The 12,999-nt window shown below is 33.1% G+C and carries 11 protein-coding genes; 9 read left to right on the top strand and 2 right to left on the bottom strand.

Annotated features, from left to right (window positions below; translation table 11 throughout):
* The first annotated feature begins 115 nt into the window (after positions 1–115).
* The 5 genes from BN2665_RS17275 to BN2665_RS17255 all read left to right on the top strand — a co-directional run bounded on the left by BN2665_RS17275 (position 116) and on the right by BN2665_RS17255 (position 5,549).
* Positions 116–715, top strand: a complete 600-nt coding sequence (locus BN2665_RS17275) for a ComEA family DNA-binding protein (protein WP_055668318.1) — start codon at positions 116–118, stop codon at positions 713–715.
* Positions 716–919: 204 nt separating this feature from the next.
* Complete coding sequence (gene selD / locus BN2665_RS17270) at positions 920–1,951, top strand: selenide, water dikinase SelD (RefSeq protein WP_082435940.1); 1,032 nt, start codon at positions 920–922, stop codon at positions 1,949–1,951.
* A gap of 14 nt (positions 1,952–1,965) precedes the next feature.
* Positions 1,966–3,360, top strand: coding sequence for an L-seryl-tRNA(Sec) selenium transferase (gene selA / locus BN2665_RS17265; protein ID WP_055668316.1), 1,395 nt, complete (start codon positions 1,966–1,968; stop codon positions 3,358–3,360).
* A complete protein-coding gene (gene selB / locus BN2665_RS17260; protein ID WP_055668315.1) occupies positions 3,357–5,264 on the top strand; it encodes a selenocysteine-specific translation elongation factor in 1,908 nt (635 codons plus the stop codon). The genes selA and selB overlap by 4 nt, the downstream gene beginning before the upstream one ends.
* A 69-nt stretch (positions 5,265–5,333) precedes the next feature.
* Positions 5,334–5,549 (top strand): DUF350 domain-containing protein, encoded by a 216-nt coding sequence (locus tag BN2665_RS17255; protein ID WP_055668314.1) that lies wholly within the window; start codon positions 5,334–5,336, stop codon positions 5,547–5,549.
* A 201-nt stretch (positions 5,550–5,750) separates the two neighbouring features.
* On the opposite strand, the gene pgmB is transcribed toward BN2665_RS17255, so the two are convergent.
* Entirely contained in the window at positions 5,751–6,395 is a 645-nt protein-coding gene (gene pgmB, locus BN2665_RS17250) for a beta-phosphoglucomutase (protein WP_055668313.1), read from the bottom strand.
* Positions 6,396–6,815: 420 nt separating this feature from the next.
* Between pgmB and BN2665_RS17245 the strand changes: the two genes are divergently transcribed.
* From BN2665_RS17245 to BN2665_RS17230, 4 genes are all read left to right on the top strand, one after another.
* Positions 6,816–8,144 carry an ABC transporter substrate-binding protein gene (locus BN2665_RS17245; protein ID WP_055668312.1) on the top strand — a complete coding sequence of 443 codons (1,329 nt, stop codon included), beginning with the start codon at positions 6,816–6,818 and terminating at the stop codon, positions 8,142–8,144.
* 96 nt (positions 8,145–8,240) lie between these two features.
* Entirely contained in the window at positions 8,241–9,104 is an 864-nt protein-coding gene (locus BN2665_RS17240) for a carbohydrate ABC transporter permease (protein WP_055668311.1), read from the top strand.
* Positions 9,104–9,940: a carbohydrate ABC transporter permease gene (locus tag BN2665_RS17235; RefSeq protein ID WP_055668310.1), complete on the top strand. Its 837-nt coding sequence runs from the start codon at positions 9,104–9,106 to the stop codon at positions 9,938–9,940. Before BN2665_RS17240 ends, BN2665_RS17235 begins: the two co-directional genes overlap by 1 nt.
* 325 nt (positions 9,941–10,265) lie before the next feature.
* Complete coding sequence (locus tag BN2665_RS17230) at positions 10,266–11,267, top strand: LacI family DNA-binding transcriptional regulator (protein ID WP_055668309.1); 1,002 nt, start codon at positions 10,266–10,268, stop codon at positions 11,265–11,267.
* A gap of 93 nt (positions 11,268–11,360) precedes the next feature.
* Here the strand turns inward: BN2665_RS17230 and glgP are convergent, their stop codons facing one another.
* Positions 11,361–12,986: an alpha-glucan family phosphorylase gene (gene glgP / locus BN2665_RS17225; protein ID WP_055668308.1), complete on the bottom strand. Its 1,626-nt coding sequence runs from the start codon at positions 12,984–12,986 to the stop codon at positions 11,361–11,363.
* Positions 12,987–12,999 lie beyond the last annotated feature (13 nt).

Raw genomic sequence — 12,999 nt, 5'->3', positions numbered from 1 at the left:
AAAATGTATCTTTTAAAAGTATATCAAAAAAAAAGTTTAAATGCGATATTTTTATATAAAAAATGTCAATAATCTGTAATAATTATAGTATTTTTTTTGTTGCGAGGTGAAATACATGGGAAAAAAAGAAAAAATAATAGGTTCTATAGCTATATTAATGATTCTTATAATTTTTATAGCTATAAATTTTTTTTCAAATAGACCTCAGAGATATAAGGAAGAAGATATTTTTATTGAAAAGCAAGAGGTTAAAGATACAAATAAATATGAGGAAAAAAAGAAAGGCAGATTAACTGTAGAAATTAAAGGAGAAGTAAAGAAACCTGATGTATATATCATTACAGAGGGAAGTATAATAAAGGATTTAATCACTGAGGCAGGAGGCATTACTGAGAAAGCAGACCTATCTAAGATAAATCAGGCTCGTAAGCTTAAGGACGGAGACTGTATTAGTATTTATTCTAAGGATGATTCATCACTATCCACCTTTTCAAATGGTTCTCAAAGTGCATCTAATGATGGTATGATCAACGTAAATACTGCCACAAAAGATGAGTTAATGAAGGTTCCGGGAATTGGAGAGGTCACTGCTGCTAAAATTATTGAGTTTAGAGAAAAGAATGGGAATTTCAAAAGCCTAGAGGACTTGAAAAAAGTAGGTAGGATAGGAGATAAAACCCTGGAAAAATTTAAAGAAAAGCTGGAAGTGAGATAAATGTCAATTCTTTAAACTTACGATGATATACTGTATAATTAAATAGAGATAATGCTTAATGCACAATTCACAATGCACAATTAAGGATGGATTTATCAGCTTAGCTGATAAATCTTGAATGATAATTTTTTTGCTCAGCAAAAAAAATTATTAATTGTGCATTGTGCTCTGTGCATTGAGAATTGAAAAAAGGTGGGTGATTTTATGGACGTTAAACTAACTCAATATGCTAAAACCTCTGGCTGAGCGGCTAAAATAGGGCCGGAGACCCTTTCAAAAATATTAGATAAACTTCCTAAAATGCATAGTGACAATTTAATTGTTGGTATAGAAACTAGCGATGATGCAGCAGTATATAAATTAAATGAGGAAATGGCTACTATTCAGACCTTAGATTTTTTTACTCCTATTGTAGATGATCCATATACTTTTGGACAGATAGCTGCAGCAAATTCCCTAAGTGATGTATATGCTATGGGAGGAAAACCTGTAGTGGCTTTAAACATAGTGGGATTTCCTAATTGCTTACCTATTGAAATATTAGGTGATATCTTAAGAGGAGGAGCAGATAAGGTTTTAGAAGCTGGAGCAGTGATAGTAGGAGGCCATTCAGTACAGGATGATGAGCCTAAATATGGACTTTCCGTTACAGGCATAGTTCATCCTCAGAAGGTTTTAAAAAACTATGGCTGCAGGGAAGGAGATGTGTTGGTTTTAACTAAACCTTTAGGAACTGGTATAATAAATACCGCTATCAAAGGGGAAATAGCCTCAAAGGAAGCTTATGATGAGGCTGTTAAGGTTATGAGTACCTTAAACAAGTATTCAGGAGAAATAATAGTAAATCATAATATAAATGCTTGTACAGATATTACGGGCTTTGGACTTATGGGACATGGTTATGAAATGGCAGCAGGATCAGAAGTTACACTAAAGATAGATGCAAAAGCTGTACCTTTTATAAGCTATGCAAAAGAGTATGCTGAAATGGGATTGGTACCTGAAGGAAGTTATAGCAACAGAAATTATTTAGAAGGAAAATATAAGCTTATCAATGTAAAAGACTGGATGGAAGATATTTTGTTTGATCCTCAAACCTCAGGAGGATTATTTATATCCATTCCTAAGAAGGATTCAGAGGCTTTAATGAAAGAATTAAGTGCGTTATCCATGCCTTCCGCAGTTGTAGGAGAGGTATTGCCTAAAGGAGAATATTATATTTTAGTTGAAGGATAAAAGGAGATTTAAGGATGAATAAGGAGCTTTTAAGAAGGTTGCCTAAGATGGATGAGCTTTTAGATATGGACAGCGTAAAAAAGTATTTAAAAGATTCTCCAAGAAAAATGGTACTAGAAAGCTTGAGGGAGACCTTAGACTATTTTAGAAAGTCTATTTTAGAAGGTGCCATTGAAGATTTTAATAATGAAGATATAGCAAATAAATTTGAGAATATAATAGAGTTACATAATAAATCAAAGCTTAATAGGGTTATAAACGCAGCAGGCATAGTAATACATACTAATCTAGGCAGGTCTATACTTAGTGAGAAGGCTATGAAAAACGTAATTGAGGTGGCCGCCAATTATAATAATCTAGAGTATGACTTAGAAAAAGGGCAAAGAGGTTCTAGATACAGCCATATAGAAGAACTTATAAAAGAAATAACAGGGGCTGAGGCTGCTTTGGTAGTAAATAATAATGCAGCAGCGGTGATGCTTGTACTTAATACTTTATGTGAAAATAAAGAGGCTATAGTATCAAGAGGGCAATTGGTTGAAATAGGAGGCTCCTTTAGAGTACCAGAGGTTATGAAATTTAGCAGAGCTACTTTGGTAGAGGTAGGCACTACTAATAGAACCCATGTATATGATTATGAAAATAATATAAAGGAAAATACAGGAGTGCTTTTAAAGGTCCATACTTCTAATTTTAAAATTATGGGTTTTACAGAAGAAGTGTCTTTAGAAGAATTAGCTGTTTTAGGAAAGAAATATAGTATTCCTGTGGTAGAGGATATAGGCAGCGGAGTATTAATTGATCTTTCTAAATATGGTTTTATATATGAACCTACTGTTCAAGAAAGCCTTAGAAAAGGTGCTGATGTGGTAACCTTTAGTGGAGATAAGATGCTAGGTGGTCCTCAAGCCGGTATAATCGTAGGTAAGAAAGAGTACATAGATAAAATTAAAAAGAATCAATTAACCAGAGCCCTAAGAATTGATAAAATGACTTTGGCAGCCTTAGAAGGTACCTTAAAATACTATGTGGATGAAGAATATGCTATAAAGAATATACCTACCTTAAATATGATGCTTATGAGTAAAGAAGATTTAAAGAAAAAAGCTTTTAAGCTAAGAAAAAAGCTTAGGAGTGCTACGGAGAATCTTCTATTCAATATGGCAGAGGATTACTCCATGGTAGGAGGAGGATCCATGCCTACAGAAAAGATGCCTACTTATGTTATTAAAGTTAAAAGTGATAAATTATCAGAAAAGCAAATTGAAGAGATGCTAAGAAAAAATAATGTGCCTATAGTGGCAAGAGTTTATAACGGAGAAGTAATACTAGATGTTAGAACTATATTAGAAGAAGATATGGACATTATTGCAGAAGCATTTAAGGTAATAGGAGAGAATGTGATATGAAGCATGTTATTATAGGCACTGCAGGGCATATAGATCATGGAAAAACTACTCTTATAAAGGCACTGACAGGAAGAGAAACAGACACTACTAAGGAAGAAAAGGCTAGAGGAATCTCTATAAACCTAGGATTTACTTTTTTTGATTTACCTTCTGGAAAACAAGCAGGAATAATTGACGTACCAGGCCATGAGAAGTTTATAAAAAACATGTTGGCTGGAGTTAGCAGTGTAGATGTAGTATTGCTAGTTATAGCAGCAGATGAAGGTATAATGCCACAGACAGAAGAGCATTTTGAAATACTTCAGCTATTAAATATAAAAAAGGGAATAGTAGTTTTAACTAAAAGTGATTTAGTGGATGATGAGTGGAAAGAAATGGTGGTAGGAGAGGTTAAAGAAAAATTTAAAAATACTTTTTTAGAAAGTGCACCAATAATTCCCGTTTCATCAAAAACTGGACAGGGACTAGAATCTCTCATAAAAGAAATTGAAAAGGCCACAGAGGAGGTAGCGGCTAAAGATACAGAAGGACATTTTAGACTTCCGGTGGATAGGGTATTTTCAGTTAGTGGCTTTGGTACTGTAGTGACAGGCACTGTAATCAGCGGAAAAATAAAAGAAGGAGAGACCATACAAGTTTATCCTTCTATGGTTTTAGGCAAGATAAGAAATATACAAGTGCATGAAACCAATGTGGAAGTAGCAGAGGCAGGACAGAGATGCGCTTTAAATATAGCTAATGTAAAGGTTGAGGATATAGAAAGAGGAGACGTAATATCAAAGGAAAAGCTGATGGAATCCTCTTTAATAGTGGATGGAAAGCTATATCATTTAAAAAGTGCAGAAAAGCCTATAGAAAATAGGCAAAGGATGAGGCTATATCATGGAACTTCAGAAGTCCTATGTAGAGTTATAATTTTAGATAAGGAAGAGATAAAGCCAGGTGAAGAAGCTTATGTTCAATTTAGACTTGAAAAACCTATTACAACTCAAAGAAATGATAGGTATGTATTAAGAACCTATTCTCCTATGATAACTGTAGCTGGTGGAACAGTTATTCAGCCCGTAGCTCATAAAGCTAAGCGCTTTGATAGTAATTACATTGAGGAGTTGAAAATCAAAGAGAGTGGAGAATTAGGGGGAATATTAGAAAAGACTATAGAGAAGCTAAGCAGTACTTATCCCACTGTTTCTGATATTCTAAAAGCTCTAGGAAAAAATGAAGAAAATATTGAAGAAAAACTGCAAGGATTATTAAGTGAAGGAAAAATTATAGAACTCACCTGGGGAGATAAAAAAGTATATATACATAAGAATTTCTTTAATAAGTCTATAGAAATAATGCAAAAATTATTACAAGCTTACCATAAGGAAAATCCGCTTAAAGCAGGTATTTCTAAAGAGGAATTAAAGGTAAAGGTTTATGGGAAGGCAATAAAACAAAAGAATTATGACGAGATATTAGATAAGCTTCAAAATTTAAATATAATAAAAATAACTAATAGTTATCTGTCTTTAAATGATTTTGAGATTAAATACACCAAAGAGCAGGAAGCTATAAAAGAAAACATTTTAAGGGCATTTAATGAGAATCCTTATTCTCCTCCTAAGTATGAAGAAATCTTAAATAAGGAAAAAGATAAAAAAGGTTTTAAGATGGTGTTTGACTCCTTAATAGATAATGAAGCTTTAGTAAAAACCTCAGAAGAGGCTATATTTTTAAAAGAACATTATGATAAAGCAAAAGAACATATTTTAGAAAAGATAAAAGTTCAAGGCTTTATAACAGCAGGAGAGGCTAGAGATATTCTAAATACCAGCAGAAAGTATGCTGTAGCAATATTAGAGCACTTTGACTCAATAAAATTAACTAAAAGACAAGAAGATAAAAGAGTGTTATATTAGCCGTTTTGTGCTATAATTAATGTAAATTTATAGCATCAAAGATTAATAATATGAGGGGAGGCTCTACTTATGGATGTCATGGAAATATTGAGAAATTTAGGATTAAGTTTAGTTTTTGGACTACTAGGAATTTTTATTATGGCTATAGGCTATAAATTTTTCGATTGGATGATACCTGTAGACTTTAATAAAGAGCTAGAAAATAAGAATATGGCTGTAGCCGTTGTAGTGGCAGGATTATTAATAGGTATAGCTATAATTGTATCTAGGGTTGTAGCGGCTTAGTTAATTCACAATGCACAATTCACAATAAGGGAGGAAATTTTTCCATAGGGAAAATTTCAGATTTAGATGCAATAAAAGGTAGCTAGTCAAATACATAAGTAATAGTGACTAGTTACTTTTTTATTGCGCTCTATATAAAGTTTTTAAACTATTGCATATCACAAGTTAAAAGTATTCAATTGTAAATTTTGTATTGGTAAATTAGAAGTTTAGTATATCTAAACTAATTCCTGAAAATCCAGAGATAATTTTATCTGCTTTATTTAAGATTTCAGGTGAACCTACGCCAATAGCTTTCATATTGGCACTTTTAGCAGCTTCAATGCCAGCCTCGGCATCTTCAAAAACCACACATTCCTCAGAGGAAACTCCTAATTCCTTAGCGCCTAGTACAAATACTTCTGGATCAGGTTTAGCCTTTGAAACCTTGTTCCCATCTATTATGGCATCAAAATATCCTACAATGCCTGTATTTTTTAGAATTGTCATAGAGTTCTTACTAGCAGAACCTAAGGCTATTTTTATTTCATTTTCTTTTAGCAGCTTAAAAAAATCCTCCACACCTGGAAGCAATTCGCTTTTGTCTACTTTAGAGATATATTCTACATACCACTGGTTCTTTTTCTCTGCCAACTCAAGTTTTGATTTTTCTTCCATTTCCATGTTGCCTATGGACAATAATATTTCTAAGGAAGCCATTCTGCTAACTCCCTTTAATCTCTCATTATCTTTTTCTGTAAAATCAAAGCCTAATTCACTAGCTAGTCTTTTCCATGCAAGATAGTGATATTTAGCAGTATCAACAATAACTCCATCTAAATCAAATAAACAAGCCTTTATATTCATATAAATTCCTCCTGTCGTAAAAATAATATGCTTAGGAAAAATTCTACATTAATAAAACAAAAAATGCAACAGGAATAGATGAAAAATATGCAATCGTTTGCGTGAAATGGATCCTAATTTTAATTAATATGGTAAATTTTATAGCACCATAAGAAAAAGTTAAAGAAATATGTAGAATAGAAAGCATACAAACTGTAAACAATTACATTGTAGGAATACACAAAAGAGAAGCATGGATGTAAATTAAGAATTAGAATTTTTAAAGTAAATATGCATAGATATGTGGACCAAAAGAAAATATTTAGTATTTTCTACAAAAGCGTATTGACTATTAAAAATCTATGTATTATAATTAAAACATGCAAACGGTTGCATTGAATAATGCATAAAAGAAAACGTTATAAAACGGAGGGGTTATTTATGAAAAATGTTAAAAAGCTTGTAGCACTAGCTTGCTCAGTAGTTTTAACAGCAGGCATATTTGCAGGATGCTCAAGTAAAGGCGATGATAAAGGTAGCACTGGAAATGATTCTAAGAAGAATGTAACTATCGATATTTTCCAGTTCAAGGTTGAGGCTAAGGATGCTCTTGAAAAAGCTACTAACGAATACACAGCTTTAAACCCAAATGTTAAATTTAATTTACAAACAGTAGGTGGAGGAGAAGATTATGGTGCTGCTTTAAAATCAAAGTTTGCATCAGGTCAGGAGCCAGTAATATACAATATAGGAGGAACTCAAGACGCGCTTGATTGGAAAGAGAAGTTAGAAGACTTGAGTGACCAACCATGGGTGTCAAAAGCATTCCAAGGAACTTTAGAGTCAGTTACATTAGATGGGAAATTATATGGTATGCCATTCAACCAAGAAGGATACGGTTTTATCTACAACAAGGACATATTTAGTAAAGCAGGTATAGATCCAGCTTCTATAAAGACTTTTGCAGATTTAGAAAAGGCTGCTGCAACCCTTGATTCAAAGAAAGCAGATCTAAAAATTGATTCAGTATTTGCCCTACCAGGAAAAGAAACTTGGGTAACAGGATTACATTTATCAAACGTGGCTTTCTCTAATGAATTTAAGAGTGCAAAAGATTCCTTTAATGCTAAACAAATAGAATTCAAGTACAATGATCAATTAAAGAAATTAATAGATCTTCAAATAAAATATGCTTTTAAACCAGACAACACAAATAAGTCTATAAACAGTGTTGACTATGCAACTCAAGTAGAAAAGAAATTCTCTCTAGGAAAAGCTGCTATGATTCAACAAGGTAACTGGGCTTTCGGTTCTGTAAGTGGCGTAGATGCTGACTTAGCAAAAAATATAGGAATATTACCAATGCCTTTAGATGGAGTCAAAGAAGGTGCTATTCCAGTTGGAGTGCCAATGTACTGGTCAATAAACTCTAAGAAGGATGCAGATACAAAGAAAGCAGCTAAAGAGTTCTTAAACTGGTTATATACTTCTGATAAGGGTAAAGAAATGATTATAAAAGACTTTAAATTCATACCAGCATTAAAAGGATATGAAAGTGAAGCTTTACAACCATCAGATCCACTAGCTAAAGATGTTTTAAAATACTCAAATGAAGGAAAAACAATGCCATGGGTATTCATGGGATATCCAACAGGTTGGGGAATGGATAAGCTAGGTGCAGATATTCAAAAATATACTGCAGGTGAAATCACTTGGGATAAGCTAGTTGAAAACGCTAAAAAGACTTGGTCAGAAGCTAGAGCAAAATAATTTTTATAGGAATTAAAAGTAAATATTCCTGGAGGAGTGAACACTCTTCCAGGAATTTAAATATAGTGGATTAATAAAGCAAAAGGGGAGATAGCATTGAAAAAGAATAATATTTCATTTTGGCTGTTTGTAGGGCCAGTACTAGTCGCCTTCCTATTAGTTGTATTACTACCTTTGCTATTCGGAATATATTATTCTTTCACAGATTGGAACGGTATTAAATCAGATGTTTCTTGGATTGGACTCAAAAACTATGTGGCTGCTTTTAAAGATCAAGGATTTTTAGATTCATTCATATTTACTTTCAAGTTTACTGTTGTATCTGTAATAGTATTAAATATATTAGGATTTGGATTAGCATTATTAGTTACAAGAAAATTAAAGATAAATAATTTATTAAGAACATTATTTTTTATGCCAAACCTTATAGGTGGACTCATATTAGGATTTATATGGCAGTTTATATTTAAAGAGATATTTGCCACTTTAGGAAATTTAACTGGACAACAATGGTTATTAGGTTGGCTGTCAGATGGAAAGACAGGATTTTATGGATTGATAATACTCATGTCTTGGCAAATGGCAGGATACCTAATGGTTATATATATAGCGGCTATTCAAAATATTCCGCAAGAGCTTGTAGAAGCTTCTATGATAGATGGGGCTAATACTTGGCAGAGATTAAAAAATATAATCTTCCCTTTGGTTAGACCAGCATTTACTGTAAGTTTATTTTTGACATTGTCAAACTCCTTTAAATTATATGATCAAAACTTATCTTTAACCGCAGGAGGACCAGGTAACTCTACTCAAATGATGGCTATGAACATTTATAATACTGCATTTAAATTTAATGAAATGGGTGTAGCTCAAGCAAAAGCTTTTATTTTATTCTTAATTGTAGGGGTTATAACTATAACTCAAGTTTATGTATCTAAGAAGGGTGAGGTGGAAGCATAATGGAAAAAACAACATCAAAGGGTTTTAAGAGCTCAAACATAGCCAATGGGATAGTCGGAGTGATTTTAGGGTTATTGTTTTTATCACCTTTTTATGTGATTCTTATAAATTCTTTTAAAACTAAAAAGGAGCTTTTCGAAGATACATTATCCTTCCCAAAGGTATGGAGTTTTGCAAATTATAAAGAAGCTTTTAAGCAATTAGACTTTTTTAGGGCACTAGGAAATTCGTTGTTTATTACAGTAACAAGTATAATAGTGATAATTGTTTTCTCCTCCATGGCAGCTTGGATGCTTGAGAGAACAAAAACTAAAACAAGTACCTTTATATTTTACTTATTCGTATCATCTATGTTAGTACCTTTTCAATCTGTAATGCTTCCTTTAGTAAGATTAATGGGTAAACTAAGATTATTGAATATGGGCGGTATCATCTTCATGTATCTTGGCTTTGGAGCAGCTATGTCCATATTCTTGTATCATGGATTTGTTAAAGGTATACCTAAGGAATTAGATGAAGCGGCTATGATAGATGGATGTACTAAATTCCAAACCTTTTGGCATATTATATTTCCACTATTAAAGCCCATAACTATTACTGTGGCTATATTAAATACAGTATGGATTTGGAATGACTTCTTATTGCCATCTTTAGTAATTAATAAGCCATCAACACAGACTATTCCTTTAAAAACCTTTTTCTTCTTTGGACAATATACTAAGCAATGGCATTTAGCCTTAGCGGGGCTAGTTTTAACTATAATTCCGGTAATAATATTCTATTTTAGTGCTCAAAAGCATATTATCAAGTCTATTGCGGCTGGAAGTATTAAGTAATATTTCTATTGATAAAATAATGAAAAGCATTTACACTTAAAATAGGTTATTTGACTAGAGGATGTATAGGAGGATGTGAAAAACATAGGTGTTCTTTTTCACGGGTCGCTCGTGGGGATCCACGTGCGGTGTAGGGAAACCTATAGAACACCTTTTTTCACATCCTCCTGCAGGGAAGCAACTGATTAACTTAACTTAAGCAGGTTCCAAAATTTCGAGCTTTAGGAGATTTCGGTACAAAAGATAAGTTTTAAGTTTGAGTTGTTTCCCTATAAAAATCCTGGTAAGCCAAAATTGTTTAATAGATATGGGAGTGAAATTTACAATGAATACCACAATAAAAGATGTAGCAAGGGAAGCCAATGTTTCCCCATCAACAGTTTCAAGGGTCTTAGCAGGAAATCCTAGAATAAGTGACGAAACAAAAGAGAGAGTTTTAGAAACCATAAAAAAGCTGAATTATCATCCCAATGCTATAGCTAGAAGTTTAGCTAATAGTCAGACTCACACCTTGGGATTAATTCTCCCAAGCGAAGGGGATGATTTGTTTAAAAATCCATTTTTCATACAAGTTATGACAGGTATAAGTGTGTACGCTCAAAAGAAAGGTTATTATATAATGTATGCCTTCAGCAAGAATGAAAATGAAGAGGTAAACTTTATTAAAAATTATACTAATAGCAGATTAGTGGATGGAATTATATTATTGACTTCCAGAGCTAATGATAAATGTATAAAGTTTTTAAATAAAATAAGCTATCCCTTTGTGGTAGTAGGACGACCAGAAAACACGGAAAATACCTTATGGGTAGACAATGACAACTTTCAAGCCATGTATAAAGTGGTAAATACTTTGATAATGAAGGGACATAGAAGTATAGCCTTTATCGGTGGCCCTAAGGATTGGAACATGTCAAAGGATAGATTAGATGGTTATAAGAGAGCCTTTCAGGTTCATGGTATAAACTTTAATGACAATTTAATAGCACAGGAAAATGATTTTACAGAAGAGTGTGGAATGGAGGGCATGAGAAAGATTTTAGATTTTACTATGCCTTCTGCAGTAGTAACTACCGATGATTTATTAGCTTTTGGAGCAAATGCCGTACTAGAGGAAAAAAAGATTAAAGACATATCCTTGGTGGGCTTTAATAATACTCCTTTAGCAGCCTATCAAACACCTTCACTTTCTTCCGTAGACATTAATGCAAATAAGCTAGGATATTATGCTGCAAAGCTATTGATTGATAAATTAAAGGATTCTTCTATTACGGATAATCATTATATCATCGAAACAAACCTAATAGAAAGAGATTCAATAATATAGATGTATTATTAAGAAAAACTAGTCAAATGTATGATTACAACTGACTAGTTTTTTTTATTAAGATAAATAGTAAAGGGAGACGAACTCCCTTTGCTATTTTATATACATTTTACTATAATATTCTTCTAACATTCTTTTTACTGAGAAATATTCTTTAGTGCTTAATATGCTGTTCTTCATCATTTCTACCCATTTTTCTCTGTTTCCATAGTAGGTTGGAAGAACTTCTTCTAATAAAACCTTGTATAAAGCTCTTAGATCATACTCATCTAATTCTTCTAAGGTGCTAAAATCATCTACTGATTTACCATCTCCAAATTGCCATCCATTTACACCATGATTGTAAGCTTCAGGCCACCAGCCATCTAATATGGAGCAGTTTAGAACACCATTCATGGCTGCCTTCATTCCAGAGGTGCCACTAGCTTCTAAAGGTCTTCTAGGATTATTTAGCCATACATCAGAGCCTCTAGTTAGCATTCTTCCAATGGTCATATCATAATTTTCTAAGAAAACCACGGAATTTGGATACTCTTTAGACATAGCTACTATGTTTTCAACTATTTTCTTTCCTGTATCATCTAAAGGATGAGCTTTACCGGAGAATACTATCTGTATCTTTCCTTCTCTTAGTAGAGGTTCAATTATTGCCTTATCTGTGAAAATTAAATTGCTTCTTTTATAAGGTGCCGCACGCCTAGAAAAACCAATCAACAATTTATCAGCAGCTAGCTTCACACCATTTCTTTCATAAACAAAATCTATAAGTGCCTCTTTATTTTTTATATGGTTTTCCCAAAGACCTTCATTACTTTCAGCGGACTTTATCATATTATCATCCACCCAAGTAGGTAAATGAATAGCGTTAGTGATGCCTATAATATCTGATTTATCTTCAATGTGTTCCCACATTTTATTTGAGGTTTCCTTATGGAGCTGGGCTACACCGTTAGATATTCTTGATAATCTTAAGGCTGCTACAGTCATATTAAAAGGAGCTCCACCTAATTCAATCATTTGCTCAATAGTTAATCCATTATTTGCCCCCATGTACATCAATCTATCAAGGGTGTGAGATTCATTTCCTTGAACTATAGGGGTATGCGTGGTGAACACTATCTCGTCTCTAGAAGCTTCCCATGCTTCTTTAAAAGTAAAACCTTTTTCTAGCTTTTCTCTCATTAACTCTAAGCCAGCAAAGACTGCATGACCTTCATTAAAATGATATACCTCAGCTTCATAACCAAGAGCTCTTAAGGCTCTAACTCCGCCAATACCAAGTACCATTTCCTGTGCAATTCTTTCTTCGCCAAACCAGCCATATAATTGACCAGTAATCCATGCATCTTCATTTTCAGGAATATCTGTGTCTAATAAATAAATAGGAGCATTACCGAATTTATCTAATTCCCATACCTTACACACTACATCTCTTTGACGAATTTTCACAGTTACCTTAATACCAGTATCTTTTAAAAAGTCATAGTCATAGTTATGATAGCTATCATAAGGACGGCCATCCTTTCCAATTTTCTGATCGGTATAGCCTTGCTTCCACTTTAGACCTAGGCCAACCAAGGGCACATTGTAATCCTTAGCACCTTTTAAATAGTCTCCAGCTAGTATTCCTAAACCACCAGCATAAGTTCTCATGCTGGTGTCTAAACCGTACTCCATACAAAAATAAGCTACTTTAGGTAAATTATTATTATTTAACATATCAATACCTCAC

The sequence above is a fragment of the Desnuesiella massiliensis genome, assembly GCF_001403615.1.
Taxonomy (GTDB): domain Bacteria; phylum Bacillota; class Clostridia; order Clostridiales; family Clostridiaceae; genus Desnuesiella; species Desnuesiella massiliensis.
This window is presented reverse-complemented; position numbering and strand designations above follow the sequence as displayed.

Coding starts and splice junctions, on each gene's coding strand:
- glgP (WP_055668308.1), bottom strand. CDS start 12,986: ATGTTAAATAATAATAATTTACCTAAAGTAGCTTATTTTTGTATGGAG.
- BN2665_RS17275 (WP_055668318.1), top strand. CDS start 116: ATGGGAAAAAAAGAAAAAATAATAGGTTCTATAGCTATATTAATGATT.
- BN2665_RS17245 (WP_055668312.1), top strand. CDS start 6,816: ATGAAAAATGTTAAAAAGCTTGTAGCACTAGCTTGCTCAGTAGTTTTA.
- BN2665_RS17235 (WP_055668310.1), top strand. CDS start 9,104: ATGGAAAAAACAACATCAAAGGGTTTTAAGAGCTCAAACATAGCCAAT.
- BN2665_RS17230 (WP_055668309.1), top strand. CDS start 10,266: ATGAATACCACAATAAAAGATGTAGCAAGGGAAGCCAATGTTTCCCCA.
- BN2665_RS17255 (WP_055668314.1), top strand. CDS start 5,334: ATGGATGTCATGGAAATATTGAGAAATTTAGGATTAAGTTTAGTTTTT.
- selB (WP_055668315.1), top strand. CDS start 3,357: ATGAAGCATGTTATTATAGGCACTGCAGGGCATATAGATCATGGAAAA.
- selA (WP_055668316.1), top strand. CDS start 1,966: ATGAATAAGGAGCTTTTAAGAAGGTTGCCTAAGATGGATGAGCTTTTA.
- pgmB (WP_055668313.1), bottom strand. CDS start 6,395: ATGAATATAAAGGCTTGTTTATTTGATTTAGATGGAGTTATTGTTGAT.